The organism is Mycolicibacterium sp. 624 (assembly GCF_040548615.1).
Classification (GTDB): Bacteria; Actinomycetota; Actinomycetes; order Mycobacteriales; family Mycobacteriaceae; genus Mycobacterium.
In genome coordinates, this window is record NZ_JBEPRZ010000005.1 from 174245 (window position 1) to 199482 (window position 25238).

Annotated in this window: 18 protein-coding genes and 1 pseudogene; 3 read left to right on the plus strand and 16 right to left on the minus strand. The window is 66.9% G+C overall.

The window, feature by feature from the left end; genetic code table 11:
* Positions 1 to 136: 136 nt before the first annotated feature.
* On the plus strand, positions 137 to 385 hold the full coding sequence (locus tag ABIA65_RS20465) for a hypothetical protein (RefSeq protein ID WP_241400953.1): 249 nt from the start codon (positions 137 to 139) through the stop codon (positions 383 to 385).
* Between the two features lie 326 nt (positions 386 to 711).
* Entirely contained in the window at positions 712 to 2580 is a 1869-nt protein-coding gene (locus ABIA65_RS20470) for a DUF2075 domain-containing protein (RefSeq protein ID WP_241400954.1), read from the plus strand.
* A 156-nt stretch (positions 2581 to 2736) separates the two neighbouring features.
* Here the strand turns inward: ABIA65_RS20470 and ABIA65_RS20475 are convergent, their stop codons facing one another.
* The 7 genes and pseudogenes from ABIA65_RS20475 to ABIA65_RS20505 all read right to left on the minus strand — a co-directional run bounded on the left by ABIA65_RS20475 (position 2737) and on the right by ABIA65_RS20505 (position 13860).
* On the minus strand, positions 2737 to 4290 hold the full coding sequence (locus tag ABIA65_RS20475; RefSeq protein WP_354524741.1) for a serine/threonine-protein kinase: 1554 nt from the start codon (positions 4288 to 4290) through the stop codon (positions 2737 to 2739).
* Between the two features lie 1362 nt (positions 4291 to 5652).
* Positions 5653 to 6480: pseudogene (locus ABIA65_RS33520) on the minus strand (serine/threonine-protein kinase); the annotation flags it as partial.
* A gap of 65 nt (positions 6481 to 6545) precedes the next feature.
* The gene (locus ABIA65_RS20485) at positions 6546 to 8138 is read right to left on the minus strand and encodes a phytoene desaturase family protein (protein WP_354524743.1); all 1593 of its coding nucleotides are present in this window, start codon (positions 8136 to 8138) and stop codon (positions 6546 to 6548) included.
* Between the two features lie 29 nt (positions 8139 to 8167).
* A complete protein-coding gene (ilvD, locus tag ABIA65_RS20490) occupies positions 8168 to 9823 on the minus strand; it encodes a dihydroxy-acid dehydratase (RefSeq protein WP_354524744.1) in 1656 nt (551 codons plus the stop codon).
* Complete coding sequence (locus ABIA65_RS20495) at positions 9813 to 11966, minus strand: aminotransferase class III-fold pyridoxal phosphate-dependent enzyme (protein ID WP_354524745.1); 2154 nt, start codon at positions 11964 to 11966, stop codon at positions 9813 to 9815. The genes ilvD and ABIA65_RS20495 overlap by 11 nt, the downstream gene beginning before the upstream one ends.
* Before the next feature lie 34 nt (positions 11967 to 12000).
* Positions 12001 to 13101 carry an ABC transporter substrate-binding protein gene (locus ABIA65_RS20500; RefSeq protein WP_354524746.1) on the minus strand — a complete coding sequence of 367 codons (1101 nt, stop codon included), beginning with the start codon at positions 13099 to 13101 and terminating at the stop codon, positions 12001 to 12003.
* Between the two features lie 81 nt (positions 13102 to 13182).
* Positions 13183 to 13860: a GntR family transcriptional regulator gene (locus ABIA65_RS20505; protein ID WP_241400960.1), complete on the minus strand. Its 678-nt coding sequence runs from the start codon at positions 13858 to 13860 to the stop codon at positions 13183 to 13185.
* 63 nt (positions 13861 to 13923) lie between these two features.
* Between ABIA65_RS20505 and ABIA65_RS20510 the strand changes: the two genes are divergently transcribed.
* Positions 13924 to 15045: a mandelate racemase/muconate lactonizing enzyme family protein gene (locus ABIA65_RS20510; RefSeq protein ID WP_354524747.1), complete on the plus strand. Its 1122-nt coding sequence runs from the start codon at positions 13924 to 13926 to the stop codon at positions 15043 to 15045.
* Between the two features lie 18 nt (positions 15046 to 15063).
* Here the strand turns inward: ABIA65_RS20510 and ABIA65_RS20515 are convergent, their stop codons facing one another.
* The 9 genes from ABIA65_RS20515 to ABIA65_RS20555 all read right to left on the minus strand — a co-directional run bounded on the left by ABIA65_RS20515 (position 15064) and on the right by ABIA65_RS20555 (position 25192).
* The gene (locus ABIA65_RS20515) at positions 15064 to 16242 is read right to left on the minus strand and encodes an aminotransferase class I/II-fold pyridoxal phosphate-dependent enzyme (RefSeq protein ID WP_354524748.1); all 1179 of its coding nucleotides are present in this window, start codon (positions 16240 to 16242) and stop codon (positions 15064 to 15066) included.
* Positions 16239 to 17576, minus strand: a complete 1338-nt coding sequence (locus tag ABIA65_RS20520; protein WP_354524749.1) for a class-III pyridoxal-phosphate-dependent aminotransferase — start codon at positions 17574 to 17576, stop codon at positions 16239 to 16241. Before ABIA65_RS20520 ends, ABIA65_RS20515 begins: the two co-directional genes overlap by 4 nt.
* Positions 17577 to 17580: 4 nt before the next feature.
* Positions 17581 to 18477, minus strand: coding sequence for an ABC transporter permease (locus tag ABIA65_RS20525; protein WP_241400964.1), 897 nt, complete (start codon positions 18475 to 18477; stop codon positions 17581 to 17583).
* The gene (locus tag ABIA65_RS20530; protein WP_354524750.1) at positions 18474 to 19340 is read right to left on the minus strand and encodes an ABC transporter permease; all 867 of its coding nucleotides are present in this window, start codon (positions 19338 to 19340) and stop codon (positions 18474 to 18476) included. Before ABIA65_RS20530 ends, ABIA65_RS20525 begins: the two co-directional genes overlap by 4 nt.
* Complete coding sequence (locus ABIA65_RS20535) at positions 19313 to 20377, minus strand: ABC transporter substrate-binding protein (RefSeq protein WP_354524751.1); 1065 nt, start codon at positions 20375 to 20377, stop codon at positions 19313 to 19315. The genes ABIA65_RS20530 and ABIA65_RS20535 overlap by 28 nt, the downstream gene beginning before the upstream one ends.
* On the minus strand, positions 20374 to 21093 hold the full coding sequence (locus ABIA65_RS20540; protein ID WP_354524752.1) for a CpsB/CapC family capsule biosynthesis tyrosine phosphatase: 720 nt from the start codon (positions 21091 to 21093) through the stop codon (positions 20374 to 20376). The genes ABIA65_RS20535 and ABIA65_RS20540 overlap by 4 nt, the downstream gene beginning before the upstream one ends.
* The gene (locus ABIA65_RS20545; RefSeq protein ID WP_354524753.1) at positions 21090 to 22241 is read right to left on the minus strand and encodes an ABC transporter ATP-binding protein; all 1152 of its coding nucleotides are present in this window, start codon (positions 22239 to 22241) and stop codon (positions 21090 to 21092) included. Before ABIA65_RS20545 ends, ABIA65_RS20540 begins: the two co-directional genes overlap by 4 nt.
* Entirely contained in the window at positions 22226 to 23428 is a 1203-nt protein-coding gene (locus tag ABIA65_RS20550; RefSeq protein ID WP_354524754.1) for an alkaline phosphatase, read from the minus strand. The genes ABIA65_RS20545 and ABIA65_RS20550 overlap by 16 nt, the downstream gene beginning before the upstream one ends.
* 219 nt (positions 23429 to 23647) lie before the next feature.
* Positions 23648 to 25192 carry an alkaline phosphatase D family protein gene (locus tag ABIA65_RS20555; RefSeq protein ID WP_354524755.1) on the minus strand — a complete coding sequence of 515 codons (1545 nt, stop codon included), beginning with the start codon at positions 25190 to 25192 and terminating at the stop codon, positions 23648 to 23650.
* Positions 25193 to 25238: the final 46 nt, after the last annotated feature.

The window sequence follows — 25238 nt, forward strand, 5'->3', positions numbered from 1 at the left end:
GTGGCCTGACTGCTGACGCTGTCGACGCTAAACGCCTCGATGAACTAAGCCTGTCCGCGTGCGCGCCCGCGGACAGGCGTCGCCGATGCGGCGTGCCTTCCGGCAGATGCTCGTCACCTGCTCATATGGTGGGTGCATGGCACGCATCCGATCGATTGCACAGGGACAGCAAACAATCCGGCCGCATCGGTCCGAGGTCGACTGCTTCTACAATGTCGTCCAAGCCGACGACGGAGCACTGCTCCTACATCTGAGCACCTTCGGTTCTGACGACCGCACATCGGAGCCGAAGAGCAGCCAATCGATACAGGTCGATGAGGACAACGCGCGGCAACTGGTCGAAATTCTGATCACCACCTTCCCTTCGATCAAGAACTCGACGTAGGCCTGTCAGCGCCCAGCTCCGCCACCGCGCACACCGATGTCGTGCACTAGGTTGTTTCGGTTTTTGAGTGTGGTCGTCGCCATGGTTGGAGACATTGCACCACAGCAGCTTTTTAAGGCCGACTTGGGTACGCCGGGTATAGATCGCCGATCACATTTGCTTATCGGTGCGCAGTTCGATGATTGTCTCCACGCCCGATGTGCGTTGAACGGCGCACGGCTGAACTAGCATGACTGCCGCGGTTCGACGGACTTCCGCGACAGAAGTGTGATGCCGGACATGTCCCCACCCGCACGACTCACTTCGTGCTGCCCAGGGGATTCCACTTGACGCTCATCCGAACGACTGCCAACCGCATCCGCGGCCAAGAGCCCCAATCTCTCGTCGAGCAGCTTCTCGAGCAGATGTTGTATCAAACTGGCCACCGCGCCTCGCCCGCCGAACAGTCGTCTTGGCGGAAGAGCCTGCCAGCGTTTGCGGGCGATCTCGTCGACGCAGGCCTCGGCGAAGTCGAGATGCTCATCGAGTACCACCTGCCGCTCACATCTCAACGCGCTGATGTGGTCCTGGCCGGAGTCCACCCGCTGACAGGACAACCGTCATACGTGGTCGTCGAGCTGAAGCAATGGTCGACCGCATACACGTTTGAGGGGGACCCAGAACTCGTCGAGGTTCCAGGCATGCCAGGGCCGCCCAAATTGCATCCAGTAGTTCAAGTTCGCGGCTACTGTGAGTACCTGGCGAGTTTTGCCCGCGCAATCGCCGATCAGCCAGACGCCCTTGCAGGCATGGCCTACCTCCATAACGCGGTCAATCTAGCTGAATTCAAAGACCTCCTCGCAGTCCCTGTGTCCACAAACGGACGATTGTTCACCGGTGCTGACAAAGGGACGATGGTTGACTTCCTAAAGTCCAGGCTCGCGGCTCGTCCCGGCCATACAGCCGGGGACATCTTGATGCACTCGGCAATCGCCCCGTCGATGCAGCTGCTCAAAGTAGCAGCCTCAGAAATTCGCGATCGACCGCAGTTCCAACTGATTGGAAATCAGCGACTTGCCGTCGAGTTGATCCTGCACACGATCGAACATGCCCGTGCCGGAAACAAGAAGCGCGTCATCGCGGTCACGGGCGGCCCAGGGTCGGGCAAGAGCGCAGTGGCGCTGTCAGTATTGGGTGAACTCGCACGAAGGGGCCGCACCGTCGTACACGCAACGGGATCGAGGTCCTTCACTCAGACGCTACGCAAGGTCGCGGGACACCGGGCAAAGGCAGTGCAGGCGATGTTCAAGTACTTCAACCAGTTCATGTCCGCCGACCCAAACGGGCTGGATGTTTTGGTCCTCGATGAGGCGCACCGCATCCGCGAGACGTCGGCGAGCCGCTATACAAAGGCGGAATATCGAACCGATCGAACCCAAGTCGACGAACTCATCGCTGCAGCTCGGGTCCCGGTCTTCCTACTCGATGAGAACCAGGTCGTCCGACCGGGTGAGATGGGCACCCTGGAACAGATTGAACGGCACTCGGCACACCTTGGCCATGACTTCCAGCACATCGAGCTTGGTGCGCAGTTCCGTTGCGGTGGCAGCGAGGAATACGTGCTCTGGGTGACACGACTGCTCGGCCTCACTGAGGGTCTACCGACCCAATGGCATGGCGATCCCCAGTTCGACGTACAAGTGGTTGACAGCCCAACCGACTTGGAGGACCTCCTCCGAGGAAAAATGGAGCACGGTTACTCAGCGAGGATGACTGCTGGATTCTGTTGGCGCTGGAGCGAAGCCCGCAAGGATGGAACGCTGGCACCAGACGTCCAGATCGGCGATTGGGCGCGCCCGTGGAACAGCAAGAGTGATCGACGTATCGGCGACGCGCCGCCAAGTGCACTCTGGGCGACCGAGGATGGCGGCTTCGGTCAGGTCGGTTGTGTCTACACGGCCCAAGGATTCGAATATGACTGGAATGGCGTCATCATCGGCCCGGATCTAGTATGGCGCGACGGACGGTTCGTCTCGGTTCGAAGCGCCAACAAGGACCCAGACTTCCGTAATCAGGCAACTGTTCCCGATCGGCGCTTTGATCTGCTCGTTCGTAACGTTTACAAGGTGTTGCTCACCCGGGGGATGGTCGGAACCGCCATCTACTCAGTAGACGCTGAGACCCGTGAAGCGCTGCGATCCCTTCTGAGGGATTAGGCCGAGATCGCCGTCGGCGAGGAAGCGGCAGAAGTACTCGCCTCCGGGCCGCGCCCAAAGATCAGTCGCGGGATAGCCGTGATCTAGCTCCTCACCCCATTCCCAGCCCCGCAGTGGGTCCGGGTGGCGGCGCGCCTACCGAAGTCGCCCAACGAGCTACCGCGCCCCGTACTCCAACGCAGGATCCGTCTCGGACCCACGGCTACTCGAGATGGTCAGCTGATCTGGTCGCACCTGATACCGGGCACCGTCGTCCGGGTTGATCGCGTCGAACCCGCCGCCGGCAGGCACCGCGTTCTGCAGCACCAGCTGGGCCCCGTCGCGCAACCGCTCGCCGCGGTAGTAGTAGCTGCCCGGCGACGTCTCGCACACGATCGCCAGGGAGTTCGCGGTCTTGATCATCGCCGCCGGCGAACTGCCCGCGTCGCAGCGCGCCGAGTGACCGACGAAGCCCTGCGAATCGATCCCCGACAGGCCCGCGATCGGTGCCGAACTCGTCGTCGTCGTGGGTGAGGTCGACGTGGTGGACGGTGTCGTCGTCTCCTCCTCAGAGGCCGACGGCACGGGCTCTTCAGAAGGCAATGGCGGCGGCACGGCCAGCGTGCTCCGCGGCTCCGAACCCCCGCCACTGCCTCCAGTGGACGCCACCACCGCGGCCAGCACCCCTGCCAAGGCGAACATGCCGACGATCCCCGCCATCAACGCCCACTGGGTCCGGCTGAACCGCGACTTCCGGACCGGTGCCGAAGGCGGGAGCGGGGCATGAGGGACGTAGCCCGTCACCGACGGTCGCGGATCGACCGCCGTGAACTGCCGCGTCGGGGGCGGCGAACTCGGCCGAACGGGCGGGGCCGGCGCCGCGGCCACCGGCCGATCGTGGGCGGCGGCCGTCGCGGCCCTGGCCAGCTCCCCCGCCGACGCGTAGCGCTTGGCGGGGTCCTTGGCCATGCCCTTCGCGACGACGTCATCAAAGGTTGACGCGATCCCGCGGCGCATGATGCTGGGCCTCGGCGGCGGTGAGAACAGGTGCGCGCTCATGACCTGGCGCAGGTCACCGGCCTCGAACGGTGCCCGACCGGTCAGGCACTCGTACAGCAGGCACGTCAACGAGTACACGTCCGACGCCGAGCCACCGGCCTGTCCGTTCAACCGCTCCGGCGCCATGTAGGCACACGAGCCGATGACCAGACCCGTCTTCGTCACCGTCGCCTCACCGCCGCCATAGGCGATGCCGAAGTCCACCAGGTACGCGAAGTCCTCGGGCGTGAGCAGCACGTTCTCGGGCTTGATGTCGCGGTGAACCAGGCCGCTGGCGTGCGCGGCGTCCAGCGCGGACGCGACCTGGCTGATGATCGCCGTCGTCCGGGTCGGCGGCAGCGCGCCGTTGACCCGCAGCTCGTCCTTGACGCTGGTGCCCTCGACCAGGCGCATGTCGATGTAGAGCACACCGTCGATCTCGCCGAAGTCGTGCACGGGGATGACGTGTGGCTCCTGCAGGCGCGCCGCGATGCGCGACTCGCGGCGGAAGCGCTCCTGAAAGCTCGGGTCGGCCGCCATGTCGGGCCGCAGCACCTTGAGCGCCACCTCGCGCTCACGCACGGTGTCGTAGGCGCGATAGACCTCGCCCATCCCGCCGACACCGATCAACGAGTGCAGCTCATAGGAGCCGAATCGTGAGCCCAGACGCGGGCCGACATCCGAAGAACCCATATGCGTTCCTCCTGCCCTTCCGCGATAGATCTCATGGTGACCGCGCAGGTCACACCGTCAACCCTGACGGTGTTCCCGCATGCTGCTGCGCTCAACCCGCTCCCCGCGGCAGGCGACCTGCTGTGACACCGAAGTCACAGCAGCACAAGCCAATTGCTCGCAAGCCAGAGTACACACGTCCTAACGCTACGGTTGACTGGCGACAACGGCGACCCTGCCTCGCCCACCTACGTTCTTTGCCGTGTGGCACTCGACGGTGGCCCGGGGACCGGCGGGTGTAGCCGCCGTCCACGTCTCTCGTGACACCGCTCACAAATGGAACTTCCAGCGCCGCCACTATGGGTTCAGCTTCGTGCTTCCCTCGATTGGGTGCGTCGTACTGACGACCTTCGCGATGCAGTTGTCCCTGTCGAAGCCCTGATCGGTGCACCACCCGAGGACTTGGTAGGGGTTGTTGGAGAACAGCCCGACGATGGTGACCCAGAAGTTGGGACCGTCGTAGGTCGACCAGTCCCCTGACCACAGCAGCCGAACATCGGGATAGATATTGCGTAGCCGTAGATGTTCCTCGAGGATCGCCTGGTTGTCCCAGATGATGCCCTTGGCCTCGATGCCGACGCGCTTCGAGCTGACCTGTGGGACCCAGATGTCGGCGAGGCGTGCGGCGACGTAGCCGCGATCTTCGCCCGCGATGTTCTGCAGCCTGGTCAGGCTCATCTTCTCCACGTCCGGCGTCGGTGACACCGTGACCGTCCGCGTGGGCGTAGAGGGTTTCGGCCGCGGGGTGGGCGTCGGATCGTCGGTGCCTCTCATGAGGAACTCAACGCCGGCCTTCGCCTCCTCCTCCGTGTAGCTCATCTCGTGGCCCTGGCCCACCTGTACGCGGTAGAACCGAGCCCCCGCAGGGACGTCGCCGACCGCGAACTGCATGACGCAACCGTCGTCGTTACTGCTGCTCTTCTGGATGCTGCCCTTGGCCAGAAGCTTGCCCGACTCATCCTCGACGGTGATCGGGGAGTTGGGTGCGATGTCGCCGAAATCCCTTGCTCCAGCGCACTTGTAGCCGGTGGGCAGGTCGACCGTCTTGATGATGTCCTTGGTCAGTTGCACTGTTCCTGCAAGGGTGAACGGATCAGCAGGAGGCGGCTCGTTGGCGGGCTGCAGCGCGAAGTACGCGCCCAGGGCGATCACCAACACGATTGCCGCCGCACCGATCAGGAGGGCACTCCGACGGCGACGGTGACCCAGCACGGGCGCCTCCGGTGTGCGTGTAGCGGGGGTGGCCACGGGCGCCACCATGGTGTCAGCGGCGTGCAGGGTGGGTGTCGTCACCGATTCGTCTGGCGTCTCGGTGGGCGCCTCCAACGCACTGACGAACTCCATGCACGTGGCGAATCGATCATTCGGGTCCTTGGCCAGCGCCCGCGTCAGCGCCGCGTCCAACGCCGCCAACTCGGGCCGGATGTCGCCAAGCTTGGGCGGCATCGCGTTGAGGTGGTTGCTGATCACGACTGCCGGGTTCGAGTGCTGGAACAACTGCGTTCCGGTCAGCAGGTGATAAGTCGTTGCCGCCAGCGAGTATTGGTCCGCCCTGCCGTCAACGGGGAGCCCCATCAGCTGCTCGGGCGCGGCGTACGCCGCCGTCCCGACGGTCATGTTGGTGGCCGTGAGCCCGCCGCCACTCTCCTCGGCCAGGTCGCGGGCGACACCGAAGTCGCCAAGAAGGATTCGTCGTTCCCCGTGCTCGGCGTCCGCCACCAAAATGTTGGCGGGCTTCACGTCACGGTGCAGCAAGCCCTTCGCGTGGGAGTAGTCGAGCGCCGAAGCCACCGCCTTGACGATGGCGAGAGCATCGCGAACCGGCATGCCATCGGGATACTGCTCCTGGAGCAGACAGGCCACGTCGGTGCCGTCGACGAAGTCCATTGTGATCCACAGTCGCCCGCGGTACTTGCCGCGGTCGAGAATTCCGACGATGTGCGGGTGCCACAGCTTGGACGCCAGATCTGCTTCCCGATTGAACCGTTCCATGTAGTCCGGGTCGGACGAGATGTCGGACCGCAGGACCTTGATGGCGTCGTGTCGGGGCAGCCGAGGATGCTGAGCGAGGTAGACCTCGCCCATCCCCCCTGCGCCAAGCCGCCGCTCAATGGTGTAGCTGGCAAACTTCGCACCGTTGGCCAACGGCATGGCTGGACGGTACCGATGATTCGCTCAGTCGACACGGAGATTGTGCACTCTGCCCTTATACGCGGTCAGCGCCGCCGCTTCACATCCCGCAGCACCTCGCGAGCCGCATTCCGGCCGTTCGCCCCAGTCACCCCACCACCGGGGTGCGTGCCGGCACCACACAGATACAGCCCGCGCACAGGCGTCCGATACTTGGCCCACCCCCGCACCGGCCGCATGAACAGCAACTGATCCGGCGACATGTCCCCGTGCAGCGCGTGCCCGCCCGTCAAACCCATCACCCGCTCCATGTCCAGCGGGCTGAGCACCTGGCGATGCTCGATCAACCCGCTCAACCCGGGGAAGTGCGCCTCGAGTTGGGCGATGACCTCGTCGGCCCGCTTCTCCTTGATGTCGTCCCACGACTCGTCGCGCAGGTGGAACGGCTGAGAGTTCACGTCGATGGTCGCGATGTGCTTGCCGTCGGGCGCCAGAGACGGATCATGCACCGTCGGGAACACGATCTCCACATGCGAGTCCCGCACCGCCAGACCGTACTGCGCCTGCGCCTGGTGCAGGTCCATCTCGGCGATGAACGGGTTCACCTCCATGATCCCCCGGTGATACGGCTGCACTCCCCCGGTCGGATGCCCTGTGACATAAGGCAACTCACTCAGCGCCAGGTTGATCTTGATGCTGGTGCCCATACAGCGGTAGGCCTCCACCTGCCGCACGAAGTCGTCGGGCAGGTCGGCGCGGTCGCACAGCGTCAGAAACGTGTGCTTGGGATCGGCGTTCGACAGCACCCGCGTGGCACTGATCTCCTCACCGGACACCAGCCGCACCCCGGTCGCCTGCCCCCCGCGGGTCACGATGCCCGCAACCGCTGCATCGCAACGGATCTCAGCGCCGGCCTCCCGCGCCGCATCGGCCATCACCTCGGTCAGCACGCCCATGCCCCCACGCACGAAACCCCACTGCCGCACCCCGCCGTCGCTCTCCTCGCTGGCGTGGTCGTGCAGCAGCACGAACGCCGTCCCCGGCGTCGACGGCCCCGCCACGCTGTCGTTGATCGCATGCCAACCCAGCGCGGCCTTGACGTGTTCGCTCTCGAACCGCTCGGCCAGGATCTGATGCGCGCTGGAGGTGAACAACCGCGCCAGCTGGTCCAGGTGCTTGCGTGCGCGCAGCCCGACCCCACCCAGCCTCGCCAGCCCACGCAGGTCGTCCAGACTTCTCACCCGCGGGTCGGGTGCCGTCCAGTCGAACACCGGCAGCACCTGCTGGACCATCTCGCTGAGGTCCTCCTCGAACTTCGGCAGCGCCCGCGCGTCGGCCGCCGAGAAGTGCTTGGTCGCCGCGACGTTCTCGGCCATGTCGTCGCCCAGGTAGTAGCTCGCGCCGTCGGGATAGAGGTTCAGCGTCGGGCCCGCCGGGTCGACGAAGATTCCCCGTCGCTCCAGCGCCATGTCCTGCCAGATCGCCTCGCGCAGCATCGACAACACGTAGGCCCCGGTCGACGCTCGGTAGCCCGGCGCGAACTCCTCGGTGTTGCACGCCCCGCCGACGAACGGCCGCCGCTCCAGAACCAGCGGCTTGAGCCCGGCGCGCGCCAGGTAGAACGCCGCGACCAGCCCGTTGTGACCGCCACCGATGATGACGGCGTCGTAATGAGTCATCTGCCCTCTGTTCTTCGCGCCAGCGCTCATCACCGGGGCATCACGGCGCCTTGGCACGCTGGTGCGACGTTCCTGGCATAGAAGGCCAAGTATCCCGATTTCACGTTGGGTTCGCGACGGGTCCAGCGGGAACGCCGCTCCTCCAGCACGTCCGCGGGCACGTCCAGGTCCAGCCGGCGCGCACGCAGGTCGATGACGATCCGGTCCCCGTCCTGCACCAACCCGATCGGCCCACCGTCGGCCGCCTCCGGCCCGACGTAACCGATCGCCGGGCCGTGCGTCGCCCCGGAGAACCTGCCGTCGGTGATCAGCGTGACGCTCTCCGACAGGCCCATCCCCACGACTGCCGATGTCGCACCGAGCATCTCGCGCATTCCCGGCCCGCCCCTGGGCCCCTCGTTGCGGATGATGATCGCCGTGCCCGGTGTGACGTGGCCGCCGAGGATCCCCTCGATCGCGGACTCCTCGTCCTCGAAGACCTTGGCCGTGCCGTCGAAGCTCCACATCGACGGTGCCACGCCGGACGCCTTCACCACCGCGCCGTCGGGTGCCAGGCTGCCCCGCAGGATGAAGATCGCCCCCTCCGGCGCGATCGGGTTGTCGCGGGATACCAGCAGCTCGGGGTTGAGGTTCTCCGCCGCCGCAGCGATCTCGCCGGTGGTCTGTCCTGACACCGTGATGGTCGACTTGTCGATCAGGTCACCGAGTTCGGCGAGCACCGCGGGCACCCCGCCCGCCGCGTGCAGTTCGGTCACGCCCCAGGGGCCCGACGGCGCGAGCTTCGCCAATGTCGGCGTCTGCCGGCCGATGCGGTCGATGGTGTCGAAGTCCAGCTCGATGCCCGCCTCCTTCGCCATCGCGATGAAGTGCAGCACCAGGTTCGTCGAGCCGGACACCGCCAGCGATACGCGCAGCGCGTTCTCGAACGCCTCCGCGGTGAGGATGTCGCGAGGACGGACGTTGTCGCGCAACAGTTCCACGATGCGCATCCCGGTGTACTTGGCCGCCCGGATCTGGTTGTTGCACCCCGCAGGCAGGGTCCCGGTGTGCGGCAACGACATGCCCAGCGCCTCGCAGTAGATGCCTGCGGTGTTGCCCGATGTCAGGGTGTCGCCCGCGCCCGGCCCGGGGAACAGCTCGTCCTCCCAGTGCTTGAGCGTCGCCTCGTCGAGTTCGCCGCGCACCACCTCACCAACGCCGTCGTACACCGTCTCGAGGAACAGCTTCTTGCCGCGGTACACCCCGTACTGCGTGGGGCCCGCGTACAGCAGGATCGCCGGCAGGTTCAGCCGCGCGGCCGCCATCATCATGCCCGGCGTCGGCTTGTCGCCGCCGGTCAGCAACACCAGCGCGTCGACGCCGTGGCCCTCGGCCATCAGCTCGATCGAGTCGGCCACCACATCACGGCTCGGCAGCACGTAGCGCATGCTGCGCGCCGCGAACGCCTCGCTGTCGGTGACGTGGAAGGTGTTGAACTCGATGGGCGTTGCGCCGCCCATCCGCACGCCGGTCTTCACCGCGTCGACGAGCGTGCGCAGGTGCGCGTTCTCCGGCGAGAAGTCCTGATAGGTGTTGGCGATCAGCACCAGCGGCTGCGCGAGCTCCTCGTCGGTGAACCCGGCGCCCTTGATCCAGGCCCGCTGCAGCGAGCGGTCCGTCCCCTCGAACTGATCCCTACTTCTCATGCTTCTCCCTCTCAATCGCGTTAAGCACGGTCGCGGCCACCTTCTCGACCTGCTCGGGTGTAATGACAAGTGGCGGACGGATCTTCAGGACGTCCGAGCGCGGACCCGTCGAGCCGATCAGCACGCCGTTGCGGCGGGCTCGGTCGAGCACCCGGCCGGCGTGCGCGGCGTCGCCGAGGTCGACGCCGATCAGCAGGCCGCGGCCGCGGACGTCGTAGCCGCTCTCGGTCAATCGCTGTCGCAGCAGTTCGCCCATTGCGCCGGCGTGCTCGATCAGGTTCTCGTCGGCGATGACGTCGAGTACCGCGGTGGCGGCCGCCGCGGCGACGGGCCCGCCGGCGTAGGTGCTGAAGAACTCGGTGTGCTCTGCCAGCGCCTCCACATCGGCGCGGCGCGCGATGACCGCGGCCACCGGGAAGCCATTGCCCATCGGCTTGCCGAGCGTGACGACGTCCGGCGTGATGCCCGCGCCGACGAACGACCACAGGTGGTCTCCGGCGCGGCCGAAGCCGGCCTGCACCTCGTCGGCGACGACGAGCGCGCCCGCCTTATGAGCCCTGGCACACAGCGACGCGTGATAGTCGGTGCGCGGCACCAGGATTCCGTCGCTGGTGTAGGTCGGTTCGATGAACACGGCGGCGACCCCGTCGGCCTCCGGCTGCGAGCCCACGGTGAACGTCCGCACGTGCTCCGGCGCCCAGCCGCCGCGCCACTGCTCGGGCGACAACGCCGTCGTCGCCGTCGTCACCCCGTGGTAGGCGAAGTCGGACACCAGTGCGCCGGTCTTCCCGGTGGCGGCCTCGACGATGCGCCACGCCAGGTCGACGGCCTCACTGCCCGAGTTCAGGAACAGCACGGTGTCGAGTCCGGCGGGCATCGTCGCGATGAGTCGCTCGGCGAGCTCGATGGCGCGCGGGTGCAGGTAGCGCAGGTTGGTGCTGAGCAGGCGGGCTTGATCGGCGATCGCCGTCGCCACCCGCGGGTGCGCGTGCCCGACGACGGGCACGTTGTTGTAGGCGTCGACGTACTCGCGGCCGTCGACGTCGTACAGCGTTGCGCCGCTTCCCCGTACAGGCGTCAGCGGCTCGGAGTAGGTCAGCGGTGCAAGCACGGTTCCGAAGACTCTGTCGCGGCGGGCGCGCAGGTTCGTCGGCTTGGGTTGTGGTGTCTCTAGTTCGCGGAGCAGGCTCCACGCGCCGGCGTCCCAGCTGGACAGGTAGTCGGCGATGTCGGGGCGATCGCGGCGGCGCCCTGCCGACAGGCTCAACGTGATCGCGGTGCGCAGCCGCAGCGTGTCGACGAGCACCTCGCGTTCCACGGGTTCCAGCGGGCAGAACGCCGTGTAGCCGTCCAGGAACAGCCCGATGGTCGAGTGCAGGTCGCGCCCGGTGCGAGTCGACGCCACCGACGACAGCGCGGCGGCCACGTCCCAAACCAGAGCGGTGTGCGTCAGATCACCGAAGTCGAGAATGCCGCAGACGTGGTCGTCGTCGTCGAGCAGCAGATTGTCGAGCGTGAGGTCGGTGTGCACGGGTTGCGCGCGTAGTCCGGCCCACCGCGGTGCGACATCGGTCTCGAATCGGTCGAAGGCCTCGAGCACCAGTGCGCGGCCGGCGGTGTCGGTGATGGCGTCGGCCATCGGGCGCACGTCGTGGCGGGATTCGGCGTGCCACGGCAGCCCGCGCCGAGCGGCGGAGTGGAAGAATCCGCGCAGCGCCAGGCCGAGCCGGGCGGCGACGGCACCGAACTCCTTGACGGCAGCGGGTTTGAGCGTCGAGCCGGGCAGGGAAGCCTCGCCCGGCAGCCGGTCGTAGAGCCGGATCAACCGGCCGTGGGACGTCCCGTGCAGGGCGCCGTCGAGCGTCGGCAGCGGGACGGCCATTGGGAGCGTCGGGTCGACGTCGCGGACCCAGACGGCGGCTCTGCCCTCGAGATCCACGTCGGCCTCGGGCGTCGCGGCGTGCGAGATCTTGACGACACGTTGCGCGCCGTCGGCGTCGGCAAGCAGCGCGGTCTGGTCGCGCTCGCTGTCGAAGCCGCCGACCACCGCGCCGACGATTCCGAACAGTTCGCCTACGGCGGCGGCTATTTGGGCTTCGTCGAGTGCAACGTCGGGATCTGCGAGCAGATCGCCCTGGTTCATCTGTCGAGTTCCGCGCTCCGCGCGGCGAAGTCCATCATGATGCCTTGACTTGCGCCCAGGCCCTGATCCACGCGTCGCGGTCCTTCGGCGGGGCGGCAGGAATGGCGTCGTCGAGGTTGAAGAGCGTGTCCAGTGCCGCGTCCTCGCGCACCTCCGGCGTGACCGCCTCGACGATGCCCTCGTTGGAGCCCATGTAGTTCCAGTTCGTCGCCGCCCACACCTGGGCGGGCAGGCTGGTGTACCAATTGAGCAACGCGTATGCGGCATCCACGTTCTCGGGCTTGATCTTCGGACTGATGCCGTACCCGCAGGTCCACAGCATCTGACCTTCCTTGGCGGTCGCGAACTTCACGTTCAACCCCTCGGACTCCAGGTCCTTCTGAATGTTGGTGTAGCCGCTGGCGATGTCGATCTCGCCGGTCTTGAACAGCGTGATGAGTTCACCCTGATCGGCCCACCAGGTGCGGAAGTTGCCGCGGTTGGAGATGAGGAACTGCTTCACGCTCTCTAACTGCCCGGCGTCGATGTTGAGCGGATCCGTGATACCGGTTGCCAGTGCGCCGATATCGATCGCGGTGACGGCGTTGTCCTGCAATGAGGCCCGGCTCTTGTACTTCGGGTCGAACAGGTCGTTCCACGACGTCGGCGGGGTGGTGATCTTGTCCGCGTTGTACATCAGGCCGGCGGTGCCCGCGTCGACCGGGACGACGAAGAACTGGCCGTCGTACGTGACGCCGGGCATCTCCTTCATGGCGGGCCAGATCTTGTCCCAGTTCTCCAGGCGCGAGGTATCCAGCGGCGCATAGACATCCGCCTCGACGGCCTCCAGCGCGGCCTCGTCGACGCAGGTGTTGATGACGTCGGCGGTGAAACCGGACTTGACCTTCGCGATCGCCTCCTCGTTGCTGCCGAACGACGCGGTGTCGAGCGTGATGTTCGGGTACTGCTCCTTGAACGACGCCATGTAGTCGGGGTCGTAGCCGTCCTCGTAGGAGAAGAGCCGAATGGTGCCGGTGATCGAGGCGGGGTCACCGGGGTTGGAGCTGCCGGCGCCGACGGGCGTGTCGTCACCGCCGCCGCAGCCTGCGGTGAACAGGGTCAACGCGGCGAGTGCCAGGGCCACCGGCTTCATCATGCGTCGAACCTATTTCGCAGACTCCATATTGTCAACAATCTGCGTTCTGCTCGAACGGCGCGGGTCCGACGGTTCGGAGAACTACTTGGCTTCGTTGAGCAGCGCAACCAGTAGCCGGCCGGCCTCGAGCACGTGCTCGCTGGCCAGTTGCGCGGCCAGGTCCTCGTCGCCGGCAGCGATCGCGTCGACGATCGGCTCGTGCTGGCACATGACCTGATCCAGCGACGGCATGATCTGCTCGTCGAGCCGCAGCAGACCGCGGATGGTCGGCACATAGCGCTGGAAGACCTCGAGGACACGACTGTTTCCCGACAGCGCACAGAGGCCCTGGTGGAAGGCGACGTCAGCGCGAGCGACGGCGGACGCGTCACCGGTGGCGGCGGCGTCGCCGATGCCCTTGACCAGCGCTCGTAACGTGGCGATGGCGGCGGCGTCCTGCTGCTGGGTCACCAGCCGCGCCGCAAGTTCCTCGATCGCGGCGCGCAGGCCGTAGATGTCGGTGACGTCCTTGGCGGTGAGGCTGACGACGAACACGCCGCGGCGGGGTTCCTCGGCGACGAGGCCCTCGGACCGCAGAATCTTGAACGCCTCACGGACGGGGCCGCGGCTGACCTGGAGCTGCTCGGCGATGTGCGCTTCCTTGAGGTGCTCGCCCTGACGGAAGCCACCGAGGATGATCTGCTCGCGGATCCGGTCGGCGGCGTCCTCGGTCAGCGAGCGCGGCAGCTCGATGGGCCGCAACGTCACAGGATCGGTCATGCCGGAAGAATAGCAACTAATCTTGCTAGCTGTTTTTTGTCAACAATCTGTAGTGTGCACGGCGTGGCGAACATCGTGTTGATCGAGGCGTGGGCCCTGGGCCCCGACGTTGAGCGGTTCCGGTACACCTCCTTCTCCGACGAGGTGTTCACGACGACGACGTTGGTGCGGATCACCGACGCCGATGGCTATTGGGGTATCGGCGCGTACGACTCCGACACCTTCGGGATGTGGGACCGCATGCCCATCGAGACGTTGCGGCCACTGTTGCCGCGGGTGCTGGGCCGGGACGCGTCCGATCGTGACGGCGTCTATGCGATGGTGTCGGAGGACGGCACGTCGCCGTTCCCGCCCGCAGTGCGGTCGACGATCGACACGGCGTTGTGGGACTTGGCTGCTCGGCGCGCGGGCGTGCCGTTACGGGAGCTGTTGGCGGGCGGGGATTGTGGCTCGTCCCTGCCGGGGTACGCGTCGGTGCCGCTGCTGGACGACGAGACCGCGTATCGGGATGCGCTCGCCGGCTTCGTCGAGTCCGGTTACAGCGCAGTCAAACTGCACGCGTGGGGCGTACCGGACCGGGACGCATCGCTACTGTATGGGTTGCGCTCAGCGTTCCCGGAACTGGTGCTGATGTTCGACGCAGAGGGACGCTACGACCGCGAAGGTGCACGCAAGGTGGCGGCGGCGTGCGACACGGTTGGGGCGCGCTGGTTCGAGGCGCCGCTGCCGGACTTCGACCTGGCAGGGTATCGAGAGTTGCGCGACGAATTCGGTTCGGTGCCAGTACTTCCTGCAGGCGACGCCCTCTGGCAGCCGGAACTGCTCGCGAATGTGCTGCGGTTCGAGCCCTTCAGCGCGGTGCGGTTCGACGTGTCGTTCGTGGGCGGGCCGACGCCTTCTGTGCGGTTGTTTCAGGTGGCTGCGGACGCGGGGTTGGACGTCGAATTGATCAGCTACGGCCACACCGTCATCCAGGCCGCGGATCTTCATGTGGCCCTGGCGTTCGGCCGGACGACGTACTTCGAGCAGGCCGTGCCTGTGGAGCCGTTCGAGCACGGGGTTGTCGACGTCTTGCGCACCGGGTCCGACGGCCTGGTGCACGCCGCCGGGCCCGGGTTGGGGATCGGACTGGACGACGAGGCGATCGACCGGATTGCGTTCGAGCGGTTGGTGGTCGGGGCCTAATCACTACACACGACGGCGCTAACTGGCGACCGCCGCGATGGCCTTGACCAGCGCGGCCACGTTGTCGTCAGTCATCGCGGCGTTGGCCTGGATCCGCAGCCGCGCAGTGCCTTCCGGCACCACCGGGTAGCCGAATCCGGTCACCAGCACCCCGTGCTCCTCGCGCAACTCCCGGCTCATGCGGCCTGCGCGCGCCGTCTCGCCGACGATGATCGGAACGATCGCCGTCGCCCCCGGCAGCGGGTCCAGGCCGGCGTCGCGCAAGCCGTCGCGCAACGCAGCAGCCAACGAGTGCAACCGTGTCACCCTCTCCCGTTCGGTCCGCAGGATCCGCACCGCCTCGCGGGCGCCGCACGCCGTCGGCACCGGCAGCGCATTTGAGAACAGCGACGGGCGCGCGACCTGCGTCAGCAGCTCGACTACCTCGGACGGACCCGCCACGTATCCACCGGCTGCTCCGCCCAGCGCCTTACCCAAGGTGCCAGTCAGCACGTCGATCTCACCCAGCACGCCCTGCGCCGACGGTGTCCCTCGACCATCGGCGCCCATCACACCGACGCCGTGTGAGTCGTCGACGATCAGCACAGCGTCGTGACGACGGCACAGTTCGACCAGGTCGGGTAGCGGCGCGACGTCACCCTCCATGCTGAACACGCCGTCCGTCACGACGATTCGGCGGGCCCACTCCCCCATGCCCGACAGCGCCTCGTCCAGCGCGGCCAGATCCACATGCGGGTACACGACCTTCTTTCCCGCCCGCGACAGCCGGACGGCATCGATGATCGACGCGTGGTTCAGCGCATCGGACAGCACGACGGTGTTCTCGTCGGCCAACGTCGTGATCGCCGCCGCGTTGGCGTCCCAGCACGACACGAACGTCAGCGACGCCTCGGTACCCACCAACGACGCCAGATCTCGTTCCAACTCCAGGTGTGGCGTGAACGTTCCGCAGATGAACCGCACCGACGCCGTGCCCGCTCCGAACTCCTGCAGACCCCGAGCGGAGGCCGCGACCACACGTGGATCGGCCGCCAAACCCAGGTAGTCGTTCGAGCACGCGACGAGCACCTCCCGGCCGTCACCCAGCCGGCTCGACGGGCCCTGCGGCGCGTCCAGGATCGGTGGCACCTTCAGTGTTCCCCTCGACGCCATGTCGGCCAGCGCCGCGGCACTATCCGAGCGCAGCCGATCGTTCACGCGACGGCTTCCCCGATGGCGGCGATCACCCGATCCAGCGCCTCTGCGTAGGCCTCAGGCGACATCGACAGGGACGGTTGAATGTTGAAGCTCGTCGTGCTCGACGCGACCAACACGCCGCGCCTGAGACACCCCTCGGCGACGGCCTCCTGCAAGGCCGTTGCCCGCTCCTTGGTCACCGGGTCAACGACGAGTTCCACGCCGACGAACGCACCCTGCACTCGGACGTCACCGACCTGCGACACCTGCTCAACCAACGGGCACAGCTTGGCGACGGCAACCGCGTGCAGCGCGCGCACATTGCCCAGCACATCCTCGCGCTCCAGCAGGTCCATATACGCCAGGGACGCCGCACACGCGGCCGGGAGCCACGACCACGTGCTGCCGGTCGACAGATCGTCGTATCCGCCCAGCGCCCGCTCATTGCCGAGCAGCGCGCCGATCGGCATCACACCGCCGCCCATGGCCTTGCCCAGACACAACAAGTCTGGCTCGAGATCCCACAGGTCAGCGGCGAACACCTCGCCCGTCCGACCGAAGCCCGTCTTCACCTCGTCAAGGCAGAACAACCAGCCGAATTCCTGACACAAGCTCGTCAGCGCCGGCCAGAACGAATCCGGCGGTATCACAACGCCTCCCGAGCCCAGGATCGGCTCAATGATGACCCCGGCCACTTCCGCCGGATCGACGACGTGGAACAGGATGTGGTCGCGCAGGAAGTCGACCGTCGCGTCGCCGGTGCCGCCCGGCCGTGGCGACCCGAACGGACTGCGGTAGCTGTTCGGGAACGGCACGTGGACGAAGCCACTGGTCACCCCGCGCAGGCCGCGCCCGATCTCGGACTGCTCGGCACCCAGCCCCGCGGTCGTCGTCGTCTCGCCGTGATAGCCGCCCATGAACCCGATGATCACCGGGCGGCCCGTTGCGCGACGCATCACCCGCACCGCCGTCTCGACCGATTCGGTGCCGTTGAGCGCGATATCGACGCGCGTAAGACCGTTCGGCGCGAGGTCGAGCAACCGGGTGGCCAGCGGCAGCATCCGCTCGTGGAACACGGCGTGGCTGTCCTCGTTGCCGAAGTCCAGCAGCGCCTGCGCCGCCGGTTCCACCACCTCGGCCCGCCCGGCGCCGAGTGGCACCGACGCCGAGGACGACACCAGGTCGACGAACACGTTGCCGTCCACGTCGGTGACCGTCCAGCCCGACCTGGACCGCGCGACGAACGGATACCCGTCCGACGACAGCCCCGGGTAGAACACCTTGTCCTGAGCGGCAAGGATTTCCGCGCTGCGGGGGCCCGGCACAGCGGTGGGCTCGGTAGGAAGCAGGCTCACGGTGTCACGACTCCAGTCTGTTGATCTTGGCCATTCGGAAGGCTATTGCTGCGACGACACCCGACGCGATCAGCAGCAGGTTGCTCAGCGCCGCACCGCGTGCGAGGTCGCCCTGTTCGAGGATCAGGTCGTTGACGGCCTGTCCCAGCATGTAGCCGCTGGTGCCGCCGACCAGCGTCGGCGTGGCGAAGTCGGTGAACAGCGGGATGTACACCAGCAGTACGGCGACGAAGATTCCCGGGGCGGCCAGCGGCAGCAGGATCCGCCGCGTCATGGTCCACCAGCCGGCACCGAGGTCGGCGGCCGCCGAGAACAGTGTCGGGTCGATCGCCTTCATCGCCGCGTACAGCGGTATCACCGTGTAGGTGATCCAGCCCGTCGACAACACGACGATCACCGTGCCCTGGTTGAACAGCAGCGCGTCGATCGGCTGATCGATCAGCCCCACGGTTTCGAGGAACTTGTTGATGATCCCGTTGCGACCCAGCAGCATTCGCCAGGCGTACACCCGGACCACGGGATTGAGCTCGTCGAGCACGACGAGGCCCAGCAGCAGCGGGATCTCGAAGCGACCGGCCTTGAACGCCATCACGTACGCCAGTGGCACGCCGATCACCAGCTGCGCGATCATCGCCGATGTCGCGATGATGATGGTGGTGATAGCCACCTTCCGGTACAGCGGGTCGGTCAGGAGGCTGGTGTACGCCTCGAGCGACCACACGCTGGTGCCGCGGCCGATCTCCATGCCGATGCTGATGAGGAACAGGATGAACATCGGCACCAGCACCAGCAGGATCAGCACCGTCATCGGCGCCGACAGGTACGCGGCCGGCAACAGGCCGCCCCGCCTCTGCGCGGGGGCGGTCTTCTCGGCCTCCAGCACCTCGAGCGATGCAGTCACCGCAGACCCCCACCCACCATGTCGGTCAGCGTCTCCTCTGAGCCGCGGCGTCTGTTGATGGCCTGCAACGCCATCCACATGCCGTAGACGACCAGCACCTGTGCCACCGAGACCGCCGTCGACACCGCGTTGACGATCGGCAGGTTGTCCGACCGGCGCAGCACCGAGTACACCCACACCGGGAATGTCTGCTCGTAACCGCCGTTGAAGAAGCTGATCTCGAAGTTGTTGAACGACCATGCGAACGCGAAGATCAGCGCCGCACCGAGCGTGGGCGCCAGCTGCGGCAGCACCACCTTGGTCATCAGCTGCAGCTGCGAGGCCCCGAGGTCGACGGCGGCCTCCTCCTGCGAGCGTTCGAACCGCACCAGCCGCGCCGACACCAGCGCCGTCACCAACGGGAACGTCACCGCGATGTGCATGGCCCCGACCGTCATCAGCGACAGCTCGATGCCCAGGGAGGCGAACAGCAGCAGGCCGCTGACACCCATCACGAGCCATGGGATCACCAGCGGCGCGGCCACCAGCGCGGACCAGAAGCCGCGGCCACGGAACCGGAAGCGGGTGAGGCCCCACGCGGTCGCGGTGCCCAGCACGACGCACAGCGGTGCGATGATCGCCGCCAGGACCAACGAATTGCGCAGCGAATCAGCCACATCCGGGTCGGAGAACGCCGCCCGGTACCACTCGAACGTGAACCCCTCGAACGGTAACGCGATGATCGACGAGTCGTTGAACGAGAAGACCGCGAGCAGCAGGATCGGACCGACCAGGACGACCATCACCACCGCGACCAACGCCGTGGCGAGGACCGTGCCCCAGTTGTTGCGACCCGTCACCCGCCGGCCTCGATCTCCTGCCACGCGCTGCGCCACACCTCGGCGTTCGCCGGTTCGACCTGCGGGATGGTGCCCTTCACCTCGGCAGGATCGGCGCCCTTGCGGAACTCCTCCGAAACCTCGGGCAGCGCCGTCGGGTTCGTGATCACGTAGCCGAGGTCACCGACGACGGCCTGCGTCGCGGTCCCGATGTAGTCGTTGATGAACGCGTACGCCGCGTCGGTGTCGGCAGCGTCGGCGCTGATTCCGAGCCCGCACACCCAGGACAACGTGCCCTCCTTGGGCGCCACCCAGGTGACGGCGCCGTCCTCGGAGTTGATCTGCTCGGCGGTGCCGCGGCCGCCGTCGGCCAGGACGATCTCGCCCGACTTGAACAGGTTGGCCTGGTCGGAGTCCGACTGCGAGATGGTGCGGAACTGGCCGTCGTGCAGCGCGGCGATGATCTTGTCCTTCATCTCGCCGACCTGGGCGTCGGTCATCGAGATCGGGTCCTTGATGCCCGACGCGAGCGCGGTGTCGGCGAGCGCGGTGAGCCAACCGCCGTCGAGCGCGACCTTGCCCTTGTTCGCCGGGTCGAACAGCGCTGCGTAGCTGTCGACACCGTCGGGGAAGTCCTTGGTGGAGTAGATCATCCCGTGCGGACCCGACGACACCGGCACCATGATGACGTTGCCGTCGACTGTGACGCCGTTCGCATCGCGAAACGTCGTCGACAGAGCGTCCCAGTTGCTCAGCTTCGAGGTGTCGATCGGCGCGAGCAGATCGTTCTCCAGCAGCGGCTTGGCCTCGTCGAGGCACACCTCGATGACGTCGGTGGAGAAGCCGGACTTCAGCTTGGCCGCCGCCTCGTCGAGGCTCTCGAACGTCGCGGTCCGTACGTCGACGTCGGGGTTGGCCGCCTTGTACGGGGCGAGGATCTCGTCGCTGACGGTGTCCTCGTAGGTGAAGGTGCGCAGTTCACCCCCGCCACCGGACGCGGTGCTCTCGCTCCCGCCACCGCACGCCGCCAGCAGCAGCGCCGCCGACGCACACGCCGTCATCCGAATGGGATATCGAATCATCTTTCCTCCAGGGTCGTGCCGTCGAGCAGAGCGTCACTATCCGATCCGAATCGTTCGTGCAGCAGGTCTCGGACAGGCCGCAGATCCGCCTCCCCAAGCTCGTGGGCATCCGAGGCCACCAGGTCAGCGAGCCCCTCGGCGAGCAGGCGGTGCGCCTCAGCCGCCACCGCGGGTCCGTCGCAGCCGAGCAGCGAGCCCGAGTCGACCTGCAGCAGGGCACCTTTCGACTTCAGTTCGTAGGCGAAGTCGTGGTCGCCGTCGAACAGGAAGGCCCGACGCTCGGGGTGCGCCACCACGGGCCGCAGGCCGGCGGCGACGACGCGTTCCACGTAGGCGAGGATGCCGGCGTCGTGCTGCATGGGGATGTCGTCGGGGCCGTCGACAAGTACCACGTCGGTGCCCGCCAGGCGCCAGCGCGCGGGGTCGGCGACGAACTCCGGTGCGCCCGGTCGCGGTGCGATTTCGAAGCCCATCCGCAGCTCCGGGCAGCCGGGTACGTCGGCGCCGAGTTGCTGCAGGTGGTCGAACGCCTCAGCCAGTGCCGAGGCGCGCTGCGGAGTCCACGGGTAGCGCTCGTCGAGATGGGAAGTGACGAACAGGATTCGGGTGCCGCCGGAGGCGGAGTCGTTGAGCATCTGCACGCTCTCGGCGTCGGTGCGCGGCCCGTCGTCGACCCCCGCAAGCAGGTGCGAGTGGCAGTCGACGAAGCCGGTCACGACTCGACCGAACCGATCACGTGGCTACAGCTCGCGGGCCAGGACAGCCGCACCCTCGACCCGCGGCCGATCGCCCGCACGTCGGTGTCGTTGCTCAGTTCGTGCACGACGAGCTGCTCGCTGGTGGGCAGCTCGACGGTGACATGAGTGGTGGACCCGCAATACACCAGCTCCGTCACGACGCCGCGTACCGCGCTGTGGTCATCGGGCACCTCGGCGTCCTCGGTCGGATGCAGGTAGATGCGCTCCGGCCGGACGGTCACCTGGAGGTCGCCCGCCGTCGAGCCCGCACGCGCGACGAGCCGGTCGCCCCTGCCGAGCACACTGACGTGGTGTTCGCCCACGCGCTGAGGATCCCTGAGCACCAGGATGTTCGACGTGCCGATGAAGCCGGCGACGAACGCCGTCGCAGGCCGTTCGTAGAGGCTGCGCGGGTCGGCGAGCTGCTCGATGCGCCCCGCGTTCATCACCGCGATGCGATCCGACAGCGTCAGCGCCTCCTCCTGGTCGTGCGTGACGTAGAGGAACGTCGTCCCGGTGCTGCGGTGCAACCGGCCGAGTTCGAGCTGCATCTCCTTCCGCAGCTGCAGATCCAGCGCGCCGAGCGGCTCGTCGAGCAGCAGCGCCTTGGGCCGGTTCACCAACGCGCGAGCCAGGGCGACGCGCTGCCGCTGGCCGCCCGACAGCTGAGCGGGTCGTCGCCCGGCGAGCTTGGTGAGCCGCATCGACGCCAGCGCCTCGCTGACCCGCTGCGAACACTCTTGCTTGCCAAGGCCTTTCACCTTCAACCCGAACGCCACGTTGTCACCGACCGTCATGTGCGGGAACAGCGCGTAGTCCTGGAACACCAGGTTCACCGGCCGCTTCGCCGGGCGAGTAGTGGTGATGTCCTCGTCACCCAGCAGCACCCGACCCGATGTCGGCTGCTCGAAGCCGGCGACCATCCGCAGCGTCGTCGTCTTTCCGCAGCCGCTGGGTCCCAGCAGCGAGAAGAACTCGCCCGCTTCGACCTTGAAGTCGACGTACTCGACGGCGTGGTAGATGTTCTCGTAGGTCTTGGTGACGGCTTCGAACGTGATGGAGCTGCCCGTGCGGACGAGCGCACGGGTGTCTGGGAGAGTCGCGAGATCGCTCAGTTTCGGCCCCACAGTTCATTGACCACGTCGAAGACGTAGGTGTTGGGGTGGACGCCGGTGAAGCGTTCGGCCAGCGGACCCGCCGCGGTCACCGGCACCATCGTTCCGGTGTGCTCGGGAGTGGTCCAGTCCACTTTGAATTTTCGGTCAGTGCCCTTGATGGTGAACGGCCCGCTGCGTTTCGGAACGCCACCGTTCGGCAGCGGCATGTTCTCCGGCTCCTTGGCCCAGTACGGCACCGGGTCGTCGGCGATCTGGTCGCTGTTGGGTTCGGGCTCACCGTCGTCCAGCACATTCTCGATCGTCATGCCGCCGGTCTCGTGGTCGGCGGTGACGATCAGCAGCACCTCGGGATGGTCCTTCTGGTACTCGGTGATGACCTTGACCATCTCGTTCATCGATTCGCCCGCCAGCATCATGTTCTGTGCGTCATGCTCGTGGCCGGCGGAGTCCAGATCGTCGCTCTCGATGACGAGGAAGAAGCCCTTGTCGTTGTTCCCGAGGATGTCGAGCGCCTTGGAGACGAGCTTCTCGGGTGCCACATAGTTGGGATCGGTCGTGTAGTCGTAACCCTCGATCTCGGTGGAGCGACGCTTGGCACTGTCCTGCACGAGCGCCAGGGCCTTCGGTCCGGACAGCGCATCGAAAGTCGGCTGATCCCAGGCATACTGGTAGCCGTCGGCCTCGGCCCGTTGGACCAGGTTCGACGTGCCCTCGCTGGCATCGTCCTCACCCTTGTCGGCGATCTTGCCCGGCTCACCCTCGGGGTACCAGTACTTCTCACCACCGCCGAACAGCACATCGATCCCGTTGTCGAGATAGCCCTCGGCGATGTCGACCTTGAGGTCGCGGTCGGGCACCGGGGACCCGAACGCCGCCAGCGTCGCATTGGTGATGTCATGATCATTGACCAAACCCGTGGACATGCCACGGTCTTTGGCGATAGTCATCAGCGTCGGCACTTGCTCGCCGTCGGGGCCGAGTCCCGTCGTGCCGTTGGGCACCTTCTTGCCGATGGCCCACGCGGTCGCGCCGGCGGCCGAGTCGGTGACCGCGGCCTCCGGGTCGCCCGGAATGGTGTCGAGGAAGCCCGAGTACGGCAGCGCGTCCATTGGCTGCCGCTCGTCGAGGCCATACAGGTAGTACTGGATCGCCGTTCGCTGCTGCGGGCCCATGCCGTCACCGCTGAGGATGATCACGCTCGGATTCTCAGGTGATCCCCTGTCAGAGGAAGTGTCGCCGCACGCGCTGAGCGTCGTGGCACCGGCAGTGAGCAGAACCATGAGCGTCGACATCCGTCGGCCTAAGGGCATGTTCGGAGACGTTATTGGCAGTAGCGCAAAAGGTCAACAGCAGATTGTAAACAATATGCGAAGAATGAACGTCCAATGCGCAGCCGGCTGAGCGGCAACGCCACCTCACAACGACCGCAGCACCGGCTCCCGATCCGCAACCACGAACGACGCATCGGTCCGCACCGGCGCGCCCGGGCGCGACACGTACGGCACCACCCGGAAGTCGGCGCGCATCTCATCGGCAGACACCCTCGCCCGCACATACCCGCGCCGATTGTTGAAGTACCGGATGTGCGGGTTCTCCGGCAGCACCGCCTCGATATCCGCCCGAGTGTCGGATCCGTCCCCGCCCGAGGTGATCGACGACGTCACCAACTCGGTCGCCACGACGGGCGACGACGGGTCGCCGACCCGCTCGCGCACCTCGGCGGCCCAGTGCGAGTGCACGTCACCGGTGAGCACCACCGCGTTGCGCACCGGAGAGTCGACCAGCCCGGCGATGATCCGCTCCCGATTGGCGGTGTAGCCGTCCCACCCGTCGGGGTTTATGCCGTCATCGGGTCCGGGTTTCAGCTCCACACCGCCGAAGAACACCTGCTGCCCCAACACATCCCACCGCGCCGACGACCGCGCGAACCCGTCCAACAGCCACCGCTCCTGCTCCACCCCGGTCAGCGTGGCGGCCGGATCGAACCGCGCCGCGCAGTCGGATTGGAACTTGTCACCGCACGGCTGGTCGGTGCGGTACTGCCGGGTGTCGAGCATGTGAAACGTCGCCAACCCTCCCCACTGCACGCGCCGGTAGAGCTGCATGTCGATGCCCCGTGGCAACGCCGACCGGCGCAGCGGCATGTTCTCGTAGTACGCCTGCAGCGCAGCGGCGCGTCTGTCCAGAAACCCCGGCTCGGGTTTCGCGGGCACCTCGTCGGCCCAGTTGTTGGCCACCTCGTGATCGTCGAACACCACCAGCCACGGCGCCACCGCGTGCGCCGCCTGCAGGTCGGGATCGGTCTTGTACTGCGCATACCGCTGCCGGTAGTTGGCCAGCGTCACCGTCTCCGGCCCGATGTGATCGCGCACCCGCTCCCTGCTCTGCCCGGCGGCGTACTCGTAGTGGTAATCCCCCAGGTGCACAACCAGATCCGGCTGATCCTCGGCGAGCCGGCGATAGGCGGTGAACCAGCCCTGCTCGAAGTGCGAGCACGACGCGACACACATCGTCAGCGGCCCAAGCGATCCCAGCGCGGGTGCGGTGCGCGTACGTCCGGCCGGTGACAGATGACCGCCGGTGCGGAACCGGTAGAAGTACTCCGCACCGGGTCGCAACCCCTCCAGTTCGACGTGCACGCTGTGCGCCGACTCCGGCACCGCCGTCACGCTCCCCCGCCGCGCGATGCGGGTGAACGACTCGTCCTCGGCGAGTTCCCATTCCACGTCGACCGGCCGCGCCGGCATGCCACCCAGACCGTCGTCGGCCAGCGGGCCCGGCGCCAGCCGCGTCCAGAGCACCATGCCGTCCGGGGATGGTTCACCGGAGGCCACGCCCAGCGTGAACGGATCCGATGACAGGAGCCCGCGACGATGCTCTCCGGAGAATCCCACGACGGGCAGAACGGCCAGCACAGCCGCTCCCTTGAGCAGGGTGCGGCGGCTCGGACGATGGGACACGGCCGAGTGTCCGAGCCCCACCTTTCCAGTCGGTGACGGGCAGCCA